The following is a 22,199-nucleotide window of genomic DNA, read 5'->3' on the forward strand; positions in this document are numbered from 1 at the left end:
CGGACACCCTTGCCTTAAGCTAACGTTTACTGCTACCTTCAACGTTCGGGACTTTCACCCTATAGACATTGCCCATGCCGGGCACACATAAAAAGTCAGGCAATGGTATTACCGTACCATTGCCTGACTTATTTATACCACTTTATACCACCGGCCAGCCCGCCTCCGGCAGGATATCCAGTTCTATTCCCATCAGCACCACCGCATCATCAAACAGCTTGCTTGACTCTTCTTTGTGCTTCAATACCAGGGTAAATACCCTCGTCCCTCCCTCCACCAGGGCTTGCAGTATCTGCCCGGCGGCATCTTTGGGAAATTGCACTGCAAATTCCACTTTTCCTTGATAAAAGTTTACAACCAGCAGGTACGACTCCTCTTCCTTTATGTACTCCCAGCGGTAATCAAACTTCCCGGTCATGGCACCGACAATGCGATCACTTTCGTGCAGCTGGTGGTAAGGTTGTGCAAAGTCCGGGCTAAACAATGTCACCCCGGTGGTTTTAGCCGCATGGGGTGCTTTAATAATTCCAATACTGCCCGATTTAGGTGTTACCTTAATCATAAAAATATGCCTCCTTAATTAATTTGAAGTTCTTGCTTCCAATTAAACAGTGCGATAAACTACATTAAGTGTAGAGGTGAGATTATTGATTCTACTGCAAGCATCCCAGATAACAAAATCATACGGTGCCAACACCATTTTATCCGGTGTTACACTGACAGTGCAATCCGGCCAGCGTATTGGCCTGGTAGGGGTTAACGGCGCGGGCAAGTCCACACTGTTGAAAATATTGGCCGGAGAACTGCACCCCGATGCCGGGGAAATTATCAAACCGAAAGATATTACAGTGGGCTACCTTTCCCAGGACGGCGGTTTAGATTCTAAAAACAGTATTTATCAAGAACTGCTGTCAGCATTCCAACCTTTAATACAGATGGAAGCAAAGCTTAGGGAAATGGAAACCGATCTCAGCAGCCCGGCGGTTATATCCGATGATAAGAAGTACCGGCGGCTGCTGGACCATTACTCCAACCTATCTGAAACTTTTAAAGAAAAAGGCGGTTACAGCTACCGCGCCGCCATCCGTAATGTAATGCACGGGTTGAATTTAAATAAGCTGGGCGCCGATACCAAGATACAAACATTAAGCGGCGGTCAAAAAACCCTGGTGGCTCTGGCCAAGCTTCTGCTGCAGTCCCCGGATGTTTTAATGCTGGACGAACCCACCAACTATTTGGATATTAACACACTTAACTGGCTGGAACAATATCTAAAATCATACCCCGGAGCACTGCTGATAGTTTCCCACGACCGCTACATGTTAGATGCAGTGGCCAACTTCATTTATGAATTAGAATATTCCAAAGGTACCGTTTACCGGGGTAATTATTCTCAATACCTGGAACAAAAGTCAGAACAGATTAAACTGCGCTTAAAGCAGCACAAAGAACAAATGGACGAAATTGCCCGTTTAAGGGATTTTGTGCAAAAAAACATCGTCAGGGCCGCTACCTCCAAAAGAGCCCAGAGCCGCCGGCGGCAGCTGGAAAAAATGGAAGTTACAGATAAGCCCCGGGAGATAAAAAAAGCCAGTTTTAAATTTAATATTAAGCACCAGAGCGGTAGAGAAGTAATTAAAGCCCGTAATTTAACCATCGGCTACCGGGATAAAATCCTCTCTTCCGGTATCGATTTTCTAATAGAACGGGAAGAACGTGTCGCTCTCATGGGGCCAAACGGTGTGGGCAAGTCCACTTTGTTAAAAACACTAATCGGGCAGCTGGAACCCCTGTCCGGTGATATTAAATACGGTACTAAAGTAAAAATCGCCTATTACGAGCAGGAGCAGGCAAAGTTAACGGCAAACAAGCAGGTACTGCATGAATTGTGGGATGCATACCCGCAAATGACTGAAAAGGACATCCGCACGGCACTGGGCAATTTTTTATTCAGCGGCGAAGACGTTAAAAAAATGGTCAGCGATTTAAGCGGCGGTGAAAAGGCCCGCCTGGCACTGGCCAAAGTTATGCTCAGCCAGGCAAATTTTTTAATACTGGACGAACCCACCAACCACCTGGATATTTACAGCCGGGAAGTGCTGGAAAACGCGTTAATTGACTTTCCCGGCACCATATTATTTGTCAGCCACGACAGGTACTTTGTAAACAAAATTGCCACCAGGGTGCTGGAGTTAAACCGGGACGGGGTTACCGGTTACCTGGGCAATTACGATTATTATGTATTTAAAAAACAGCAGCTGCAGCCGTACCAACGGGAAATGGCGGAAACTAAAAAGGAAAATAAGAAACAAAAAGATAAACAAAAATACCTGCAGAATAAAGAAATACAGCGCCGGGAAAGAAAGCGGCAGCGCAGGATCAAGGAATTGGAGCAGTATATAAAGGATTGTGAAGAACAGATAGCAAAACTGGAAAAAGACCTTTTAAGCCCTGAGGTTTATCAAGATCACAACAGGTGTTTAGAGGTAAATAACCGGTTGGACGAGTTAAAAACAAAATTGGATGATTATCTTTCAGAATGGGTGGAACTGGAGGAACAGGCCGGAACCAATTAACGGTTTCGGCTTTAATTTTTTTGCGCCGGATAAATAATGTAAAAAATGCTGACAATACTGATAACAGTTTTCTTTAAAGAGGTGACCTTTTTGAATCCCAATGAATTTGCCCACCGTTTACTGGTTAGTTTGGCCCGGCAGATAAAAGAAGGACAATCCATGGACCGGGACAGGATAGTAAACCGCATAATGAAAGACACCGGTATCGAAAAAGATGACCCCCAGTATGAGTTCTGGCGGAAACGGGTGAAAAAGCGGCTTTCATTACTGCTGGATGAAGACCAGGGAGAAAACACGCTGCTGGTACAGCTAATAGAGGGGGCCTGTAACCACTGCCGGGATAACCAGCCCTGTGTAGAAGTGTGCCCCACCGGGGCCATCGGCAGGGATGAACAGGGCAAATATAAAATTGACCCCCAAAAATGTGTGGAATGCACCTGGTGCGTTGATAACTGTATCACCGGGTCAATTGTTCACCGCTCAGAATTTGCCCAGGTGGCCAGCATGATAATGCAGCGCAGTAAGTACCCGGTATATGCCATTTTGGCTCCTTCCTTTGTCGGCCAGTTTGGTGATCACGTTACTCCGGAAATTTTTAAGGGAGCATTAAAAGCCATCGGTTTTAGCGACGTTTACGAAGTGGCCATGGCTGCAGATGTGATTACCGCCCATGAAGCTCAATTCTTCGTTGAGCGCATGAAAAGCGGCGAAAAATTTGTTATTACCTCCTGCTGCTGCCCGGCCTTTATTAAATTGGTGGAAAAAATTCGCCCCACAGTTAAAAACCTGGTGTCTCCATCGGTTTCTCCCATGATTGCCATGGGTAAAATGCTGAAAAACAGCACGCCCAACTGCCGGGTGGTATTTATCGGCCCCTGTATTGCCAAAAAAGCGGAAGCTAAAAGGCCAGATTTACAGCCGGCGGTGGACTGCGTGTTAACCTATAAAGAAACCAAAGCCCTTTTAGAAGCCGCAGGGGTGCCTTTGGACGGCTCACTGGGCAAACCGAAAATGGAGGATGCTTCCCATGACGGGCGTATTTACGCCCATACCGGCGGGGTAACAGAGGCCATTGTCCGGGCGGTAAAAAGAATAGATCCCCGGTATGAAATAAGGCCGGTGCAGGGTAACGGGCTAAAGGAATGCAACCAACTGCTGAAGCAGGTTGAAGAAGGCACCCTGGACGCCAACTTTATGGAAGGTATGGGCTGCCCCGGCGGTTGTGTGGGCGGGCCGGGCACTATAATAGACAGTAAAAGAGGAGCGGAAATGGTAGACAGGCACGCTGATCAGGCCCAGGTTTTTGAAGCGCTGGACAATGAGCAGGCCAAGATATGGAACCAGCGGTACGGTAAACACTCGGATCTGCACTCCCAAAAAGAAAATATGACCGGACATGTTTATTCCCCCGAGAACGGCCCGGCTTAGAACCGCAGTATTTTTCAGGGCAGACAAACAAACGCATCCCCCGGGAATAAAAATTGGTATAGGTATTGACAAGTAAAAAGGATTGGGGTATCATATGCTCAGTTATCTTATTGATAATGATTATCATTATTAATTATGGGGGGATAGCTTTTGTCTATATTTGTGGTCGGCGGAGACAGACTGGGAAATATTAATCAAAACCTCTCTGAAATGGGATTTGACAACATCATTCACACCAGCGGCCGGAAGAAAAAACATTACACTTTAGAACTGCCGGAAAAAGCTGACTGTGTTTTGGTTTTTACAGATTACATATGCCACAATACCTGCAAAAAAATTAAAAAAGCCGCCAAATCCAAAGGGGTGCCGATATTTTTCTGCAGAAGGTCGTGGAGTCATATAAAGAAACATTTTTGTGACAAGTGTTTTCAAAATTGCTGTAAAAATTAAAGATGCCGGTAAGTAAATATACTCCCGGCATCTCATCTTTACTTGAGCAGAGTTTCTTTGCGCAGTTCCCGGCACCCGCAGGACCAATCATCTTCATCAGCCTCGGCAATGGCCTCCAGCACGATGGTTCCTATTCTTTCCGCTTCATTATAAAAAATATCTTTCAGTTCCCTGTGCTCCCATTGTTGAACCACTCCCTCGGCATAGTTTACCACCATGTCGATGCGGGCGTAACAGGCACCGATTTCACGAGCCAAGTACACCTCAGGACACATGCTCTGGCCAACTATATCGGCACCCATGCGGCTCATCATCTGCACTTCCGCTTCGCTTTCAAAATGGCGTCCATCGGTAACTGCATATACGCCGCGGTCAAAGACCCGGCCCACCGAGTGATTTTCTGCTGCTACCACCAGTTTATCACGCAGAAGCGGACACACCGGTTGACGCATGGTCAAAAGGTATGCTCCATCCAGCGAAACATCCTTACGCATGGAAAAATCAAGGTAGTCGGTGGCCACCAAAAGATCCCGGGGCTTTAACAGGTGGTTAATACTGCCCACTCCGCCCTCGGCAATTATTTTTTTTACACCGGCCTGTTTAAACACCCAAAATACCTGGCGGGAAGCATCTGCTCTGGCCACTCCCGGCCGCCAGCCGTGCATTTTAAGGGTTAATACCCGTTTGTCACCCAGGGCAAAAAGTTTAAAAGGAGGACTTTCTCCCCAGGGAGTATTAAAAACCAGATCTTTTTCTAAAACTTTAACATACCTGTTAATATCTTCGGGGAAATTTATTGAGTATGTACTGGAACCACCAATAATGGCATAACTGGAACTTGGTATTTTAACCGCTCCCACACCGCCTACCTCCCTTAAATTTGTAATTCATGGACATACCTTATGGTATCACTTACCACCCAAGCCTTCAAGGGCCGTTTTTAATATTAAAGACACCCTAAATTGGCATAGGGTGTCTTTAAACACTGCGGTTATTTAACTGCGGCCAGAATGTCCTCCAGTACTTTGTTAATTTCCTGGTCACCGTTGATGTTCTTCAGGTTGCCTTGTTTTTTATAATAATCAATCAGCGGCTGGGTTTTTTCCATGTAGGCATTGAGGCGGGTACCCACGGATTCTTCGTTATCATCGCTGCGCTGGTACAGCTCGCCACCGCAGGCATCGCACTTACCTTCTTCTTTGGGTGGGTTAAATATTACGTGGAAGGAAGCACCGCATTGTTTACATACCCGGCGCCCGGTCAAGCGGGCCATTAATTTTTCCATGGGAACTTCGATGTTGATCACACCATCTAATTCAATGTTCAGTTCCTTTAATGTTTCGTCCAGGGCTTTGGCCTGTTCTACGGTGCGGGGGAAACCGTCCAACAGGAAGCCTTTTTTGCAGTCCTCTTCCTGCAGGCGATCTTTAACCATGCCGATAACAACTTCATCCGGTACTAAGGCTCCCTTGTCCATGTATTCTTTGGCCTTTAAACCCATTTCGGTACCGTTGGCAATGGCAGCACGGAACATATCGCCGGTGGAAATGTGGGTAATGTTCAGTTCTTTAACCAGTCTTTCAGCCTGGGTACCTTTACCTGCTCCAGGCGGTCCCATGATAAGTAAATTCACAAAAATCCCTCCTGAACATAAATATTCCTAGTTTACAACTATGTGTATTATATCACAATCCTGTCCCCTGTGAATATCCGATTTTACCTGCTCTGAAAAAGTTGTCCCGCTCCAGCCGGTGTTACTTCATACTAAGTGCCACCCGCCGGCGCTGGTGGTCAACCTCCAGCACCCGCACTGTCACAATATCCCCCACCGAAACCACTTCTAGGGGATGTTTGATATATTTATCCGCCATTTGCGATATGTGTACCAAACCATCCACCTTAACACCGATGTCTACAAAGGCCCCGAAATCCACCACGTTGCGCACCGTACCCTTTAACTCCATACCGGGCTTTAAATCTTCCAGGCTCAGCACATCTGTACGCAGTATGGGCCCGGGCAGTTCTTCCCGGGGATCACGGCCCGGCTTCATCAATGCTTCTACGATATCTTTTAATGTGGGCACTCCGGCGTTCAGTTTCTCTGCCATTTCTTCTATATTTATTTCAGACAGCTTGTCCCTCATTTTTTCACTGCCCACTTCTTCCAGCCTGCAGTCAATCTGCTGCAGTAACTTTTTTACAATATCGTAAGACTCCGGGTGTATGGGGGTTTTATCCAGCGGGTTCTCACCGTCAAATACCCTTAAAAAACCTACACACTGTTCATAGGTTTTGGGGCCCAAACGGGGTACTTTTTTCAGCTGGTTCCGGCTGTTAAACCGGCCCGTTTCTTCCCGGAATTTTACCACATTTTTAGCCACTGTGGCATTTATTCCGGCCACGTAAGATAATAAGGAGGGGGAAGCGGTGTTTAAATCTACCCCCACATGGTTAACCGCCGACTCCACCACACTGCTCAGGTTTTCCTGCAGTTTTTTACCATTGACATCGTGCTGGTACTGCCCCACCCCCAGGGATTTGGGGTCTATTTTTACCAGTTCAGCCAGGGGATCCTGCAGCCGCCGGGCAATGGAAACCGCACTGCGCTGGGCAGCATCCAGGGTGGGAAACTCTTTGGCAGCCAAATCTGAGGCAGAGTATACACTGGCCCCGGCCTCGCTGACAATAATGTAGCGAATTTGTTTTTTAGTATATTCCTTGATAAAATCGGCCACAAACTGCTCTGTCTCCCGGGAAGCGGTGCCGTTTCCAATGGCTATAATGTCTACACTGTATTTATCAGCCAGGTTTTTAAAGATTTCCTTGGCCTGCTCTACTTTATTCTGCGGCGGTGTGGGATAAACCACTCCCACTTCCAACAGCTTTCCCGTTTCATCCACCACCGCCCATTTGCATCCCGTACGGTATGCCGGGTCAACCCCCAGTACGATGCTGCCCCGCACCGGCGGTTGAAGCAGCAGCTGCTGCAGGTTTTTACTAAATACTTTAATGGCCTGCTTTTCAGCGGTTTCGGTGAGTTCACTGCGCACTTCACGTTCCACCGCCGGCAGTACCAGGCGGTTTAATGCATCTTTAACGGCTTTTTTTACGTAATCGGTGGTAACAGAGGTCTCTTTTACCCATCTCTTATATAAGTGCTTCAAAATGCGCTCTTCCTCCACCGTTACCTTCACTTTAAGAAACCCTTCCCGTTCCCCGCGGTTAATGGCCAGAATGCGATGGGGCGGCAATTTTTTTACGGGCTGGCTGAATTGATAGTACATTTCGTACACCGACCGGGCTTCACTATCCTTAGCAGATGTCACCATTATGCCCTGCTCAGTGATAAATTTACGTACCCACCCCCGCACTTCGGGATGGTCCACCACAAGTTCTGCCACAATATCCAGGGCACCCTGCAGGGCATCCTCTGCGGATTCCACCCCTTTTTCTTCAGAAATATAGCCGGAGGCTGCAGCCATTACATCCCCTTCCCCGGGGAAAGACATTAAGTAATCTGCCAGGGGTTCCAAGCCCTTTTCCTTGGCCACCGACGCCCTGGTACGCCGCTTTGGCCTGTAGGGCCGGTATAAATCCTCCACTTCGGTAATTTTGGCAGCACTCTCTATCTGCCGCTGCAGTTCCGGGGTCAGTTTACCCTGTTCATCTATCAAACGCAGCACTTCTTCCTTGCGCTGGGCCAAATTGCGGAAGAACTTTAACTTTTCTTCTATTTCTCTTACTTGTATCTCGTTCAGTTCACCGGTAACCTCTTTGCGATAACGGGAAATAAAGGGCACTGTGTTTCCTTTATCCAGCAGTTTTACCGTTTGTGTCACCTGTCTGCTGCTGATACCGGTGGCCTCTGCCACCTGCTCTATTATCAACCGGTTGTCCATCTTACCCCTCCATTCCTACAGTAAAGTGTCATGCGGCTTGTCCATTATATGTTAAAACTTCAGCTTGTATCAATAAAAAATTTCCCTATTAGGCAGCAGATTAAATTGCCGGGACAAACCCGGCAATTTAATCTGCTGCTGGCTTTTACCCGCGCGGCCTAACCCCCGGTCTAACCGGCGGTTTAAAGAGCGTTTTTGGTTTTACCATTCCGTCTATAGTTTTTACAACATCGCTTGTGGGCACACCACCGTAAAAACGGGGTTCACCGTCTATTAATACTACCGGCAGCCCGGATCTGACGATGGTGGGCCACAGGTGTATAAATTTATTTAGCTCCTTGTTCAGTATGTTTATAAACTCAACTTCCACCATGTCTCCGAAACGTTTTTTAAGTTCATGGGCAAGGGTCTCTGCCAGTTCCCTGTGGTTGTCAGTAAATAAAACGGGCAGTTCTGTACCCAGCACGGTAACATAATGTCTGCTCACAGTTACACCTCCTTGCTATCCTACCCTGGAAAATGGTATCCTACTTAGCCGGTGGCTTTTGTATTACAAGTGAGTGTTCGAAATTGCAGCGGCGCGAACTTTTCGAACATCCTCTATCTAAATCATTGTATGATAAAGAGAAAGACCTTGTGATTACAAAATAGAAAAACCCTGCCGCAGCGGCAGGGTAAAACATTCACAAATCCAGTTTCATATCTCCCTCTCTTATTAATCCCCAGCGGCGCATGTATGCGGCCGCTGCTAAAGACAGCAGGGCCGGGGCAATAAAGTGCAGCATTAATATTTTCATCAAAACAGTGCCGTTAAAGCCCATGGCGGTAACAGTGGTAAACTGCCCCACCAAACCGGCTGTGCCCATTCCCGCTCCTAAATGTATATTGCTCATTTTAAACACCGCAGTGGCCAGTGGACCCAACAGCGCCCCGGCTATTGTGGGTGGTAGTATTATCCATGGGTTTTTTACTATGTTAGGTATCTGCAGCATTGATGTGCCCAACCCCTGGGCCAGCAAACCGCCTACACCGTTTTCCCGGTAACTGATTACAGCAAAGCCGATCATTTGAGCCGCGCATCCCACAGTGGCCGCTCCGGCGGCCAAACCGCTCAGTTCCATCATAATGGCCAGGGCCGCGCTGCTGATGGGCGCAGTAAGAGATAAACCCATTACCACAGCCACCAGAATTCCCATCGGAACGGGGTGCAGTTCCGTGGCCCATTCAATAAAATTACCCAACTGCTTCATACCCGAACCTATCACCGGTCCCACTGTACCGGCGGCGGCAAAACCGGCCAGTATTGTCACCACCGGGGTAACTATGATATCCACCGGCGTTTCTCTGCTCACCATTTTACCGAATTCCGCCCCAATTACCCCGGAAACAAAACTGCCCGCAGGGCCTCCCAGCAGGTACCCGGCAGCACCGGTAACCGCTGACGCAAACAGCACCAGCGGCGGGGCCTGCAGCCCGTGAGCCACAGCAACGCCAATGGCCGCTCCCACCACATTTTTATCCATGGCCAGCGACCCGGCCTGCACCAAAAAGTCCACGTTCAGCTTTTGACCAAAGGTTTTAATAATTAAGCCTATGATAAGCGACGCAAAAAGCCCCAGCGCCATGAAACCCATAGCCTGTACCAGGTATCTCTGCACCGATATTTGCACATTTTTTCTTTTAAAAAAAGATATCTGCTCAGCCACTTTTTCTCCTACCTTTTTCAGTATCAGGTACGGCACAAAACTTAGCTGCAGTTAATTTGCCGTTATCCATCAGCCTGACAGCCACTTCCACCAGCTGGGGATCAAATTGTTTACCGCGATTAAATAACAGCTTCTCCCTCACCTGTTCCAGCGTAAAGGCTTCGTGATCAGGACGGTAAGATGTCATAACATCAAAGGCATCGGCTAAAGTAATGATGCGGGACAATAACGGTATCTCATCACCTTTTAATTTACCCGGGTACCCCGTACCGTCATACCTTTCATGGTGATGCCGGACAATGGGTGCCAGTTCATAAAATACAGCAAATTCTTCCAATATATCAGCACCGACCACCGGGTGAATTTGCAGCTCCCGCTCTTCTTCCGGGGTTAAACCGCTGTTTTTATGCAGTATCTCCGGTGATACCGCCAGTTTACCGATATCATGAAGCATAGAGGCAGTATAAAGCATCTCCAGCCCTTGATCATCCAGCCCCATTTCCATACCCAGCAGGGCAGCGTATTCGGCCACCTGCATACAATGCCCCCTGGTATACACATCTAACCCGGCAATGTATTTAGCAAAATAGGTTAATATTTCCGGGCTGTCTGAAAACATTTCATTGTACATGCGCAGTATTTCCCGGTCAAAACTGCCCGCTGAAAACTCGTTAAATATCACCACGGCAAAATATATTTTACCCTTCTCTTTAATTACCTTGGTACTGATTTCCGCCGGAATGGGATTGGTGAGCAGGGTGGTGGTTACATAACTTTTTTCTAAAAATACTTCTTTATTTTTTACTATAACTTCAATAATGGGGCTTAGAAATCGGTTTTTATTGTTATTTCGACGCCGGTCATAAATTAAGTCGCCAATAAATTCATTTTCCACCGCGTAAAAATTTTTACCCATCCAAGCCAGGGCACTTTCATTGGCCGATACCACACTGCCTTCTTCATCCAAAACCAGAACCGGCCCGGGGAAAAGTTCCACCAGCCGGTGGTCTGAAGCAGTCTTTTGCACCGCTTTAAAATGCAGTTCATCCAAATCTAAATTCGGCAACCTGGACTGGTCAATTCGCTTACTCAACGGTTCCCAAGGATTAACAGACATTTTTTCCCTAACAATCTCGTGTAAGAGAACAGACAGCTGGTTATCGAGCACAGTTACTCCCTTCTCTCCTTAAAATTTTAATAATTAAAATAATTTGTTCATTTGTGTAATTTAACAGTTCTATATTAAAGACCAAATTCCTCCTCAAAACTCATCTTTTATATTTATTGATATAATTTTTATGATGTTTTTTATGTCGAATTATTTTACTTATTGTCGTAAACAGTTTTAATACCCGGTGCAGGATATCAAATGCCCGGTGTTAAAAATTAATATGTACTAACGCATCATTACAACTATTAAGAGGTGAATGTTTTGAAAAGAACAATTATTCTTCTAGCACTGTTATTAACGCTTACCACCGCCGGTTGTGGTTTTAATCAAAAGGCAGAGGTTGAATCACTGGATAAAATAATCATCCAAGCCCCTGCCGCTCCCCCCACTGCACCGTTATTAAAAATGATAGAAAGCAAGCCCTTTGGTGAAAAAACAGCGGTGGAATTGATATTTTACAAATCGGTGGATGAAGCCATCACCAGGGTGGTGAAAAAAGAAGCAGATTTCACCGTGCTGCCGGTAAATGTGGCCGCTAAATTGTACAGCAAAGGAATAGACATTAAACTGGCCAATGTCAGCACCTGGGGCATTCTTTACCTGCTTTCTGCAGATGAAAGCATTACCGGGTGGGCTGATCTAAAGGGTAAGGAGATATATGTGGGTGCCCAGGGAGCCAGCCCGGATATTATCACCCGCTATTTAATGGAAAAAAACAATCTGCCGGTGAAAGATGGTACATTAAAGTACGCCAGTTCCCCGGAAATTGCCCAGATGATGATTCAGGGCCTGGTAAAAACAGCGGTTTTGCCGGAACCACTGGTTACTAAAGTTTTAAGCAAAAATCCGGCGGTAAAAGTAATTAAAAGCTATCATCAAGAATGGCAGTTGGTGGAGGGGAAAGATTCCAGCCTGCCCCAGGCCGGCATGGTGGTACAAAAAAGTTTTGCTGAAAACCATCCCCGGGCACTGGAAACCATCCAGCAGGCTTACCGGGAGGCTTTAGAACAAACTGTGGCTGATCCGTCAGCTGTTTCAAGTTTAGTAGAAAATAATTTTAATATCCCGGCACCGTTTTTTGAAAAGGCCATGGCCAGAATAAACCTAAAATTTGCAGCGGCCCAGGAAGCCAAAGAAGATGTGAGCAATTATCTATCTAAATTACTTCAATTTTCACCGGATATGGTAGGAGGAAAATTACCTGATGAAGAATTCTACCTGGCTGAGTAGGGGCACCCCCCTGCTTGGCCTGTTGTTTTTACTCATTGCCTGGCAGCTGCTTGCAAATTTATATAATCCCGTTATTGTTCCTTCCCCCGCAGAAACCGCCCGCGCCCTTACAGATTTGCTCATTACCGGCAGAATGTGGGAGCACGCCGGCACTACCATTGCCAGGGGGTTAATGGGTTTTGCCATGTCAGTAATTATTGGTACCCCGGTGGGACTGTTAATGGGATTAAACCCCGTTATACGGCGCCTGCTGCAGCCCCATGTGGTAACCATCCAGGTAACACCCATCATTTCATGGCTGGTGCTGGCCATGATTTGGTTTGGCTTTGATAAAGTGCCGGTATTCGTGGTTTTCATAACCACCGTTCCGCTGGTAATAATCAATATTATCCAGGGAATAGAAAATATAGATCCCCAGCTGGTTGAAATGGCCAAAACCTTTCAGGTGGACAAAAAGAGCCTGTTAATGGAAGTATACATACCTCAGATTACCCCTTACCTTTTTGCCGCCATGTCGGTGGCACTGGGCACCACCTGGAAGGCGGTGGCCATGGCTGAGTTTTTAAGTACCAGCATCGGCATTGGTGCAGGTATGCACCAGGCCAAAATTAATTTAGAAACAGCCGAAGTATTTGCCTGGACTTTTTTATTAATAATACTGGGTTTAACAACAGACCGGGGGCTGCAGTACATTAACAGGCGCCTGTCCGGTTGGAGGGAAGACTAATGATAGTGCTGAAGAAAGTAAATAAATCCCTGGGCGGTATTAAGGTATTACAAAACCTATCCTTTACCGTGGAAAGGGGAAAAATAACCTGTATACTGGGCCCCTCCGGCTGCGGAAAAACAACAACTCTACAAATGCTCGCCGGTTTGGAAAAACCGGATTCAGGTACCATTGAAGGGCTGTCCGGTGTACAAATAAGTTATGCTTTTCAAGAACCCCGCCTGCTGCCCTGGAAAACGGTGGAAGACAACCTGCACTTTGTATTAAAGGGTCCCATACCAATGCCCGAAAGGCAAAAAGTGATTGACCGTTATTTAAAATTAATGGGTTTATCGGCATACAAAAATTATTACCCCCGGGCATTAAGCGGTGGAATGAAACAGCGCCTGTCACTGTGCAGAGCCTTTGCTTTTCCCCACCAGCTGCTGCTGATGGATGAACCTTTCAAATCGCTGGATGCACCTTTAAGATTGACAATGATTAAAGAAGTAACCAAAATGTGGGATATTAATAAAAATACCATTGTTTTTATCACCCATGACGTGCCAGAAGCGCTGCTTTTAGGACACAAACTGCTGGTTTATTCCGCCAAACCCGCTTCCGTGCAAAAAGAATTAACTATAGATATTCCCCACGGACAAAGGGACTTGGGCAGTAAAAAACTGGCCGCAATGTACGGACAGCTGATATCGCTATTGGAAAAAGAGTATTAAACTTGACCCGCCGGCTATTCAGCCCCGGTATTCCTACCGCTCTTAAAAACACCTATTTTACCGCCATAATACTGACCTGCCGCCGCTGAGCAAATGGTTAACGGCATCAGCATCACAGGCAAACCCATTTTGATGCGCAAAAAAATGATAAAAGGCACAGATAAATGTACCGACAAAAACCAGGCCGGTCCAAATTTTTTAACCGAGGCTCTCCATAAACCAAGCGGTATATTAATCATAAAGGCAGCTGTCACTAGTATAATAGGTAATATTAACTTCAAAAGCAGCAACTCCCTCTTTAATTCCTTCTTTAATCAGGTTAACACCAGCAAAGGCAGCAATCAATGACCAATATTATCTATTTATCATTAAATCATTGTTAAAAAAAAACAGGAAATTAGTAAATTGGAGGCGAATGATTGTGTTAGGAGGTTGTGCATATTTTTATGTACCATAAAGCGGGCTTTTATAATGGCCGGAACTACCCGGGCTGGAAAGAATTTTTAGAAGAACTTATCGGTGAAGAAACAACCGGTGTTATTTTATTTGTGGGCGAAAAAACCCCTTTTGACTATCAACAAGTACAATCCCACCTGCGTGAATTCACCATCCCCATCTGCGGGGGCATTTTTCCCGGTGTAATTTACAGGGGGAATATCGCCACAGCCGGTGTGCTGGGAATAAGTTTCAATAAACCCTTTAAGCTAAGTATCATTGATAAGCTGGCAGGTTTAAGGGACTTTCAGCTCTCCTTTGAAAATCAAAAGCAGCTGCAGACCTGTTTGGTGCTTGTTGATGGTTGGGCCTCCGGGATAGATGATTTTTTATATAAATTATTCGCTTCCAGCACCCATAATATCAAGTTCATTGGCGGGGGAGCCGGTAGATTAGCGCTGCAGCAGCACCCATCACTGTTTACCCGGGATAATTTTTGGGCCGACGGGGGTATTGTTGTCAGCATTGACAGTGCCATCGGCATAGGGGTGGCACACGGCTGGCAGTTCCTGCACGGTCCAATAGTGGCAAACAAGGTAGCCGACCAGTATTTGCAGGAAATTGATTGGCAGCCGGCCTTTGATTATTATAGAAAAATTATTAAAAATAAAACCGGGTTAAAAATCAATGCCGATAATTTTCCAGATATCGCTAAAGGTTACCCTTTCGGTATGGTAAAAACAGACGGCTCCCTGGTAGTGCGGGATGCCGTCAGCGTTAAAGACGGTACCATAAGATTAATTGGCACCATCCCCCAAAACTCGGTACTTACTATTTTACAAAGCAGCAGCCAAAGTTTAATTACCGCTGCGGGCAGGGCAGTAAATCAGGCTTATACCGATTATAAAAATGACACCCCTTATAAAAATGACACCCCCAATAACAAACCAACGGGTATGTTTGTTATCAGCTGCATTTCCAGGTCTATTTACTTGGAAAACCAAGTCAATGACGAGCTGCGTGAAATTCAAACCAACAATTTAGAAAACCTGCCCCTGGCGGGATTCTTTAGTATCGGTGAGATTGCCTCGCTGGGTGACAGGTATATTGAATTATTTAACAAAACAGTAGTGGTGGGAGTTGGGTAGCATGCTGAACAACCCGGTGATGAAATTAGTACAGCACCTATCACTGTCATATGAAATATCCCTGGCCATTGGTCAAAGCCTGGATCTTAAAGAAATGCTCGGTAATATAATCAAAACCATCGTCCGCAAGACATCGGCCCATCGCGGCTTTGTTTGGATTGTAAAAGAAAATATAGAATATGTCACCGGGGCCGGTTTTGGGGTTAAAAATTATAAACCTAACAACACTGCTGCGGTTCTAGCTGAAAACCTGCCGGAAATATTACAGCAGGAAATAACTGTTATCGGTGATGACAATCCCAAATTCGGACCCCTCTGCTATTACAGAACGGGCCGGGAAAAGGAGATTATACTGATCTCGATAAATAACTCTATTATCTTTCACCTGGTTTTCGGCCGGCAGGGGGTCGCTGGCGAAGGAGTGGCCAATGTAATTAAAGGTCTTGGCCCGCAAATTGCCAACGCGGTATCGGCCTGCATCAATTACCAAAAGGTTTTAGCATTTGAACAGAAAGAAAAGAACCGGCTGAAGGATGCCCTTTATCATTCGGAAAAACGGTACCGGTTATTGACTGAAAAGGCCCTGGTGGGGATATTTCTTATCCAGGATAAAAAATTACGGTATGTCAACCCTAAACTGGCGCAAATTTTCGGCTATACAGTTGACGAAATGGTTAATAAAATGGACTTTGATAAGCTGATAACGGAAAAAGATAAACCGGTAGTTAATAACAAGCTGGAAAATATTATGGCCGGTAAAGAATTAGATGCCTCCATCGTCTTTTCAGCCTATCGCAAGGATGGCTGTGTTGTATTTTGCGAATGCATGGGCACTAAAACAGAACACAACGGCCGCCCGGCCATAGTGGGTACTTTAACAGATATTACCAAGCGCAGGCAGGCAGAGGAAAAACTGCGGCACCTGGCCACACACGACAGCTTAACCGGTATTCATAACCGTGCATACGCGGTATCGGCCTGCATCAATTACCAAAAGGTTTTAGCATTTGAACAGAAAGAAAAGAACCGGCTGAAGGATGCCCTTTATCATTCGGAAAAACGGTACCGGTTATTGACTGAAAAGGCCCTGGTGGGGATATTTCTTATCCAGGATAAAAAATTACGGTATGTCAACCCTAAACTGGCGCAAATTTTCGGCTATACAGTTGACGAAATGGTTAATAAAATGGACTTTGATAAGCTGATAACGGAAAAAGATAAACCGGTAGTTAATAACAAGCTGGAAAATATTATGGCCGGTAAAGAATTAGATGCCTCCATCGTCTTTTCAGCCTATCGCAAGGATGGCTGTGTTGTATTTTGCGAATGCATGGGCACTAAAACAGAACACAACGGCCGCCCGGCCATAGTGGGTACTTTAACAGATATTACCAAGCGCAGGCAGGCAGAGGAAAAACTGCGGCACCTGGCCACACACGACAGCTTAACCGGTATTCATAACCGTGCATACTTGGAACAGGTACTGAATTCATTGAAAGATGACAGCAAATCATTTCCTCTAGCAATAATCTTTTGTGATGTGGATCGTTTAAAAAGTATCAACGACAGTTACGGCCATAAAATGGGCGATAAAGTGTTAAAACAGGCAGCGGCAATTTTACAGCGGTGTTTGCGTAAAGATGATATCTTAACCAGGTACGGTGGAGACGAGTTTGTGGCCATACTGCCCAACACCACAGGTGAAACGGTAGAAACACTAATACAAAAAATTAATGAAGCGGTAAATCGCTATAACGAAACCGGCACTGAAGTACCCATTTCTTTATCGGTGGGATGGGAGATGGCCGAAAGTTTCCAGCGGTTAAAAGATGCCTTTACCACTGCCGACTACAATATGTATGCGTGTAAATCCGGTACTAAAAAACCGAAGCATGTTTAACCCATGCTTCGGTTTTTCAATTACCCTACCCCGAAAAATGCTATCCTGCCTCACCCTGTCTTCACCGTTATCCCTTGTATGAAAAAATTATTTGTTCCGCAAATATTCATCAATGGCCCGGGCTGCTTTTTTACCTGCCCCCATGGCCATAATTACCGTGGCCGCGCCGGTTACAATGTCACCGCCGGCAAAAACTCCCGCTTTGGATGTGGCACCGGTTTCTTCATCGGCTGCTATATTGCCCCTCTTGGTCAGTTCCAAACCGGCGGTGGTTGCGGGCACCAGTGGATTGGGACCCTGGCCCAGGGCCAGCACCACGTTGTCTACCTTCATCTCGTACTCAGAGCCTTCCACCGGCACCGGGCGGCGGCGGCCGGAGGCATCCGGCTCTCCCAGTTCATACTTAATACAGGTCATGGCGGTTAAACTGCCGTTTTCATCACCGTGAAATTCCACCGGACTGGTGAGCAGGGCAAATTTTACCCCTTCTTCCGCGGCATGCTCTATTTCTTCCCGGCGTGCCGGCATTTCTTTTTCCGAGCGCCGGTATACAATATAAGATTCTTTAGCCCCCAAGCGCAGGGCGGTACGGGCTGCATCCATGGCCACGTTGCCGGCACCGATCACCGCCACCCTTTCACCCACTTTAATGGGGGTTAAGTATTCAGGAAACCGGTATGCTTTCATCAGGTTGGTTCTGGTTAGAAATTCATTGGCTGAATAGATACCGTTCAGGTTTTCACCGGGAATATTCATAAAATAAGGCAGTCCCGCCCCGGTGCCGATGAACACCGCGTCGTACCCTTCTGCCAATAATTCATCTATGGAATCCAACTTGCCGATAACATAATTAGTCTTTATTTCTACACCCAAATCTTTAATCTTTTCAATTTCCCCTTGCACTATATCCTTGGGCAGGCGGAACTCGGGGATACCGTACATCAGCACGCCCCCGGGCACATGCAGGGCTTCAAATATCGTAACCCGGTGTCCCATTTTAGCCAAGTCGCCGGCAGCGGTCAAGCCCGCCGGTCCTGAACCTACCACCGCCACCCGTTTTCCGGTGGGAGCCTGTTTTTCTGCCGGTTCACCGCCATGGGCCATTTCATAATCTGCCACAAACCGTTCCAAACGGCCGATTGCCACCGGTTCTCCCTTTTTACCCAAAATACAGTGCTTTTCACACTGGTTTTCCTGGGGACAAACCCGGCCGCAAACCGCCGGTAAACTGTTTTTAGTTTTAATTTTCTTAATTGCTCCCTTGAAATCCCGCTTTTTCACCAAGCTGATAAATTCAGGAATGGGGACTTCCACCGGGCAGCCTTCCATACATTTTGGTTTTTTACAGTTCAAGCAGCGGTTGGCTTCAGCCACTGCAGTTTCTTCGTCGTAACCCAGTGCCACTTCTTTAAAATTATTTATTCGTTCCCTGGCATCCTGGGTAGGCATTTCATGTCTTGTTGTTACTTGTGGCATCCGCAAGCACCTCCGTTTCCGCAGCTTCCCGCCGCTTCCGCCCTCTTTTCTTCATCTTTGTAATATGCCAGGCGGCGCATGGCCAGGTCAAAATCCACTAAATGGGCATCAAACTCCGGCCCGTCTACACAGGCAAACTTGGTTTCGCCACCCACACTGACACGGCAGGCACCGCACATACCGGTACCATCAACCATGATGGGGTTTAAACTAACTATTGTTTTAATACCCAACGGCCTGGTTGTTTCCGCCATGGCCCGCATCATCGGCATGGGTCCGATGGCCCAAACACGGTTGATCTCACATTCTTCTGCCACCTGCTTCACCGCATCGGTAACAAAGCCCTTTTGACCATAGCTGCCGTCGTCGGTGCAGACAATCAGCCTGTCACTGACCGCAGCCATTTTGTCCTCCCAGAACAGCAGTTCTTTGCTGCGGGCACCGATAATGGAAATAACCTCGTTACCCGCCTCCTTCAAGGCCCGAGCTATGGGGTATATGGGCGCCACACCTACCCCGCCGCCAACACATATCACCCGGCCGAAATTTTTCACTGTGGTGGGCTCACCCAGCGGGCCAACCACATCGGCCAGACAATCCCCCACATTGAGCCTGCCCATATCTTTGGTGGTGCGTCCCACCTCTTGAAAAATGGTAGTTATCGTTCCCGCTTCCCGGTTAAAATCGGCAATGGTCAGCGGAATACGCTCGCCTTTTTCATTCACCCGGAGTATAAAAAACTGGCCCGCCCTGGCTTTGGCCGCAATCTTTGGGGCCTCTACCTCAAATAATTTAATTGCCGGGGAAAACACTTCCTTGCGAACAATTTTGTACATACATCAACCTCCCAATAACAACAGATATACAGCAAGCACTTAATAAACTGATTAAATAATTCAGCCATATCATGGTATGATGGACATACCTCTCATTTTATCAGATATTTAATAAAATTTAAACTATACAGCGGAATATAATTTATTATAACATTACCCGGAATGAATTTCCATTATATTCAGAATTATATACAAATATCACCGCCGGGAAAAGAAGTTTCCTTTCTCCCATAAATGCAGTATCTTCCGATAATCTTCCCTGGTATCAATGTCCATGGATAATAACCGTGGAAACAGCGGTACATGGGTTACTTTGGTCCTGTACTTTTCTATCACCTGCCGCCCCCCCACATCCCCGGACAACTGCATTAATTCCCGCCTCAGTTTAATGTCGAAGACGGTGGGATTACCCGCCCCCCGGGGCCTTAAAATTAACGGCCTGGTATTAATAAAGCAATCTATTAAGTAATTAATCACCCCGCTGGAAATTAATGGCTGATCGCCCATTAAAAACATGATTCCCCGAGACCAGGCACTGGCGGCAGACGCCCCGGCAGCAACCGATGTCCCCTGACCGGCGGAATAGCGGGGATTATATATCAGCTTGACATCATATTTAGATAACAGTTCGCTGATCTGCCCTCTTTCAGCCCCCAATACAGCAATTACCTCCGAAACCCCTGCCCCGGTTACATTATCCATAACATGCTCAATAATGGTTTTGGAACCCAACTTCAACAGCAGCTTTGGTTCTCCCATGCGGCGGGACATACCGGCAGCCAGCACCACTGCTGATATCACTGCATCACCTCCCCCAGGTAATAAGGGGGTAAAACTGAAGTTACCAGTACCTTTTTTATTTTTTCATTTAACAAGGGCACTGCCGTTTGGACAGCGCGTTTAATAAGTTCACTGCTGTCAGCTTTGTTTATAACAGGCACGATCTTACTTCTGCCGGATACAGAGCTAATGATGCTTATATAGTGCCAAATAATCTTTTGTACCGTTCTTTCGGTTATCACACTGCCCGTGTTTTGGCCGGCAATTTCAGCTGCCAGGTGAGAGCGGTGCACGTACTCTTCCGCCAGCGGGCAGCCCAAGATATCAACACCGGTGACGGGAATAACAGTTGTACTTGCGGAAGGCAGTACCGGCTCATGTTTCCCCGGTGCTTTTAGGGATTTTCCCCTGGCACCGTCAGCTTCCACCAATATATAATCAAATAATCCCCTGCGGTATATGAAATCCAGCCTGTCGCCGGACAGTCCAATAACTTTATCATCTTCCGCCAAAGCAGCAGCGGCGGCAGCAGTGCTGCCGGTGGACAATAAGGCCTTCAGTCTTCCCAGCAGCATGTTTTTATCCCGCTCCACTACCGGCTCGGCAAGGGCGCTCAGCTGCCGGCGGTACATTTTGGTGCTGGTGGTTATCAGTACTTTTTTACCGCTGCCGGCACATTCCCGGGCTAATTTAAGCATTAAACTGGTTTTTCCGCCGCCGCCCACAAAGCAAACCATTTCTTTACCGGTCAGTGCCAACGCTTTCATTAACTGCATATTTCATACCCTACCCTAAAAAATGTTATCCTGCTGAACCCGGCAGATCACCGGTTTGGCATCTGTCCCGCTGTAAATGTAAAACAGCTTCCAGCACTCCGCCGGCAACGGCCCGGGCTTTATCCGATATGGTATAACAGTATTCCGGCACACCCCTGGGATCTATGTCACCTATTTTCATTCCCCGGCGAACCCATACGCTTCCTTTGATTAAACCTCTCAGTATACCCGTTATTCCAGCCGTCACCGGGTGTTTATCAACAAACCCCAAAACATCCCCCTTTTTCACTTTACTGTTTATGGAAACGCAGGGAACAAATACTCCCTCCGCCGGGGCCTTTAACAACCGCTCCCAGGTATAACCCTTCACCGCTCCGGGAATCCCGGTATCCGGTTGGGCGGAACCGGATAAAATAACCCTCCCCAGGTGGTGACCGCGGTTTGTTTCTACAACGGCATGGACATCCACGCCGGCGGTAAACCCCGGTCCCAGGCCGATAACAATGGGAGCGGCAGATATTTCAGTGCCTGTATTGCGTTTGGCCATGATGGCATCAACTATGATACCCGGGTTTAACCGGCACCCCTGTTCCGCCCCGGGGTCAATTAAAACGGGAATTTGTTTTTGTTTTAATAATTCCCCGGCTTCAAAAGCACTGTCTGCCAACCTGGCTGTCACTCCTTCCACGGTATGGCTTCCCTTATATACTGCCTCGGCAAAGGATACAGTGCGGCGAACAACGGTGGGCCGGTAAGTTTCCGTCATTATCACCCGCATACCGCATTTAAACAGCCGGTGGGCCACCCCGGTGGCCAGATCCCCCGCCCCTTTAATAAGTACAATATTATTCATTGATACCAACTCCTTAATTACCAAACGCGCCGTAAAGCCCCCGGATTCATCCGTGGGGATATAAGGCGCACCACCGCCTCCTGCACTTTAATTGT

Annotated in this window: 21 protein-coding genes; 8 read left to right on the top strand and 13 right to left on the bottom strand. The window is 46.9% G+C overall.

Annotated elements, in window-relative coordinates; genetic code table 11:
* Positions 1–142: 142 nt before the first annotated feature.
* The gene (locus JOC37_RS11625) at positions 143–562 is read right to left on the bottom strand and encodes a hypothetical protein (protein ID WP_204619151.1); all 420 of its coding nucleotides are present in this window, start codon (positions 560–562) and stop codon (positions 143–145) included.
* Between the two features lie 85 nt (positions 563–647).
* On the opposite strand from JOC37_RS11625, the gene JOC37_RS11630 reads away from it, so the two are divergent.
* The 3 genes from JOC37_RS11630 (at position 648) to JOC37_RS11640 (ending at position 4,454) form a co-directional block, all read left to right on the top strand.
* The gene (locus JOC37_RS11630) at positions 648–2,576 is read left to right on the top strand and encodes an ABC-F family ATP-binding cassette domain-containing protein (protein WP_204619153.1); all 1,929 of its coding nucleotides are present in this window, start codon (positions 648–650) and stop codon (positions 2,574–2,576) included.
* 90 nt (positions 2,577–2,666) lie between these two features.
* Positions 2,667–4,004: a [Fe-Fe] hydrogenase large subunit C-terminal domain-containing protein gene (locus JOC37_RS11635; RefSeq protein WP_204619155.1), complete on the top strand. Its 1,338-nt coding sequence runs from the start codon at positions 2,667–2,669 to the stop codon at positions 4,002–4,004.
* Between the two features lie 150 nt (positions 4,005–4,154).
* Positions 4,155–4,454, top strand: coding sequence for a DUF2325 domain-containing protein (locus JOC37_RS11640; protein ID WP_204619157.1), 300 nt, complete (start codon positions 4,155–4,157; stop codon positions 4,452–4,454).
* Positions 4,455–4,492: 38 nt separating this feature from the next.
* Here JOC37_RS11640 and JOC37_RS11645 read toward each other — a convergent pair whose 3' ends face one another.
* From JOC37_RS11645 to JOC37_RS13630, 6 genes are all read right to left on the bottom strand, one after another.
* Positions 4,493–5,314 (bottom strand): phosphorylase family protein, encoded by an 822-nt coding sequence (locus tag JOC37_RS11645; RefSeq protein ID WP_204619159.1) that lies wholly within the window; start codon positions 5,312–5,314, stop codon positions 4,493–4,495.
* 131 nt (positions 5,315–5,445) lie between these two features.
* Positions 5,446–6,087 (bottom strand): adenylate kinase, encoded by a 642-nt coding sequence (locus JOC37_RS11650; protein WP_204619161.1) that lies wholly within the window; start codon positions 6,085–6,087, stop codon positions 5,446–5,448.
* Positions 6,088–6,208: 121 nt separating this feature from the next.
* Entirely contained in the window at positions 6,209–8,353 is a 2,145-nt protein-coding gene (locus JOC37_RS11655) for a Tex family protein (protein WP_204619163.1), read from the bottom strand.
* Positions 8,354–8,498: 145 nt separating this feature from the next.
* Positions 8,499–8,840 carry a hypothetical protein gene (locus JOC37_RS11660; protein WP_204619165.1) on the bottom strand — a complete coding sequence of 114 codons (342 nt, stop codon included), beginning with the start codon at positions 8,838–8,840 and terminating at the stop codon, positions 8,499–8,501.
* 196 nt (positions 8,841–9,036) lie between these two features.
* Entirely contained in the window at positions 9,037–10,095 is a 1,059-nt protein-coding gene (locus tag JOC37_RS11665; RefSeq protein WP_338017387.1) for a PTS sugar transporter subunit IIC, read from the bottom strand.
* On the bottom strand, positions 10,052–11,227 hold the full coding sequence (locus JOC37_RS13630) for an HD domain-containing phosphohydrolase (protein WP_204619167.1): 1,176 nt from the start codon (positions 11,225–11,227) through the stop codon (positions 10,052–10,054). The genes JOC37_RS11665 and JOC37_RS13630 overlap by 44 nt, the downstream gene beginning before the upstream one ends.
* A 264-nt stretch (positions 11,228–11,491) precedes the next feature.
* Between JOC37_RS13630 and JOC37_RS11675 the strand changes: the two genes are divergently transcribed.
* From JOC37_RS11675 to JOC37_RS11685, 3 genes are read left to right on the top strand one after another with little or no spacing between them, the layout of a single operon-like run.
* Entirely contained in the window at positions 11,492–12,460 is a 969-nt protein-coding gene (locus JOC37_RS11675; RefSeq protein ID WP_204619169.1) for an ABC transporter substrate-binding protein, read from the top strand.
* Positions 12,435–13,187 (top strand): ABC transporter permease, encoded by a 753-nt coding sequence (locus JOC37_RS11680; RefSeq protein WP_204619171.1) that lies wholly within the window; start codon positions 12,435–12,437, stop codon positions 13,185–13,187. The genes JOC37_RS11675 and JOC37_RS11680 overlap by 26 nt, the downstream gene beginning before the upstream one ends.
* Positions 13,187–13,900, top strand: a complete 714-nt coding sequence (locus tag JOC37_RS11685; RefSeq protein ID WP_204619173.1) for an ABC transporter ATP-binding protein — start codon at positions 13,187–13,189, stop codon at positions 13,898–13,900. The genes JOC37_RS11680 and JOC37_RS11685 overlap by 1 nt, the downstream gene beginning before the upstream one ends.
* A gap of 14 nt (positions 13,901–13,914) precedes the next feature.
* Here the strand turns inward: JOC37_RS11685 and JOC37_RS11690 are convergent, their stop codons facing one another.
* Positions 13,915–14,181, bottom strand: coding sequence for a hypothetical protein (locus JOC37_RS11690; RefSeq protein WP_204619175.1), 267 nt, complete (start codon positions 14,179–14,181; stop codon positions 13,915–13,917).
* 165 nt (positions 14,182–14,346) lie between these two features.
* Between JOC37_RS11690 and JOC37_RS11695 the strand changes: the two genes are divergently transcribed.
* Both JOC37_RS11695 and JOC37_RS11700 read left to right on the top strand, forming a co-directional pair.
* Positions 14,347–15,483, top strand: a complete 1,137-nt coding sequence (locus JOC37_RS11695; RefSeq protein ID WP_204619178.1) for an FIST signal transduction protein — start codon at positions 14,347–14,349, stop codon at positions 15,481–15,483.
* A 1-nt stretch (position 15,484) separates the two neighbouring features.
* Complete coding sequence (locus JOC37_RS11700; protein ID WP_204619179.1) at positions 15,485–17,383, top strand: sensor domain-containing diguanylate cyclase; 1,899 nt, start codon at positions 15,485–15,487, stop codon at positions 17,381–17,383.
* Between the two features lie 87 nt (positions 17,384–17,470).
* On the opposite strand, the gene gltA is transcribed toward JOC37_RS11700, so the two are convergent.
* The 5 genes from gltA to yqeB all read right to left on the bottom strand — a co-directional run bounded on the left by gltA (position 17,471) and on the right by yqeB (position 22,104).
* Positions 17,471–18,859: an NADPH-dependent glutamate synthase gene (gltA, locus tag JOC37_RS11705; RefSeq protein WP_204619181.1), complete on the bottom strand. Its 1,389-nt coding sequence runs from the start codon at positions 18,857–18,859 to the stop codon at positions 17,471–17,473.
* On the bottom strand, positions 18,847–19,695 hold the full coding sequence (locus JOC37_RS11710; protein ID WP_204619183.1) for a sulfide/dihydroorotate dehydrogenase-like FAD/NAD-binding protein: 849 nt from the start codon (positions 19,693–19,695) through the stop codon (positions 18,847–18,849). The genes gltA and JOC37_RS11710 overlap by 13 nt, the downstream gene beginning before the upstream one ends.
* Positions 19,696–19,893: 198 nt before the next feature.
* Complete coding sequence (locus tag JOC37_RS11715) at positions 19,894–20,496, bottom strand: NTP transferase domain-containing protein (protein WP_204619185.1); 603 nt, start codon at positions 20,494–20,496, stop codon at positions 19,894–19,896.
* Complete coding sequence (gene yqeC / locus JOC37_RS11720) at positions 20,493–21,251, bottom strand: selenium cofactor biosynthesis protein YqeC (RefSeq protein ID WP_204619187.1); 759 nt, start codon at positions 21,249–21,251, stop codon at positions 20,493–20,495. The genes JOC37_RS11715 and yqeC overlap by 4 nt, the downstream gene beginning before the upstream one ends.
* 25 nt (positions 21,252–21,276) lie before the next feature.
* Positions 21,277–22,104 carry a selenium-dependent molybdenum cofactor biosynthesis protein YqeB gene (yqeB, locus tag JOC37_RS11725; protein WP_204619189.1) on the bottom strand — a complete coding sequence of 276 codons (828 nt, stop codon included), beginning with the start codon at positions 22,102–22,104 and terminating at the stop codon, positions 21,277–21,279.
* Positions 22,105–22,199: the final 95 nt, after the last annotated feature.

It is taken from the genome of Desulforadius tongensis (assembly GCF_016907915.1).
Lineage (GTDB): Bacteria > Bacillota > Desulfotomaculia > Desulfotomaculales > Desulfohalotomaculaceae > Desulforadius > Desulforadius tongensis.

Bases quoted from the DNA above. Each gene is read 5' to 3' on its own strand.
- JOC37_RS11655 (WP_204619163.1), bottom strand. From the start codon at position 8,353: ATGGACAACCGGTTGATAATAGAGCAGGTGGCAGAGGCCACCGGTATC.
- JOC37_RS11710 (WP_204619183.1), bottom strand. From the start codon at position 19,695: ATGTACAAAATTGTTCGCAAGGAAGTGTTTTCCCCGGCAATTAAATTA.
- JOC37_RS11680 (WP_204619171.1), top strand. From the start codon at position 12,435: ATGAAGAATTCTACCTGGCTGAGTAGGGGCACCCCCCTGCTTGGCCTG.
- gltA (WP_204619181.1), bottom strand. From the start codon at position 18,859: ATGCCACAAGTAACAACAAGACATGAAATGCCTACCCAGGATGCCAGG.
- JOC37_RS11700 (WP_204619179.1), top strand. From the start codon at position 15,485: ATGCTGAACAACCCGGTGATGAAATTAGTACAGCACCTATCACTGTCA.
- JOC37_RS11685 (WP_204619173.1), top strand. From the start codon at position 13,187: ATGATAGTGCTGAAGAAAGTAAATAAATCCCTGGGCGGTATTAAGGTA.
- JOC37_RS11695 (WP_204619178.1), top strand. From the start codon at position 14,347: ATGTACCATAAAGCGGGCTTTTATAATGGCCGGAACTACCCGGGCTGG.
- JOC37_RS11625 (WP_204619151.1), bottom strand. From the start codon at position 562: ATGATTAAGGTAACACCTAAATCGGGCAGTATTGGAATTATTAAAGCA.
- yqeB (WP_204619189.1), bottom strand. From the start codon at position 22,104: ATGAATAATATTGTACTTATTAAAGGGGCGGGGGATCTGGCCACCGGG.
- yqeC (WP_204619187.1), bottom strand. From the start codon at position 21,251: ATGCAGTTAATGAAAGCGTTGGCACTGACCGGTAAAGAAATGGTTTGC.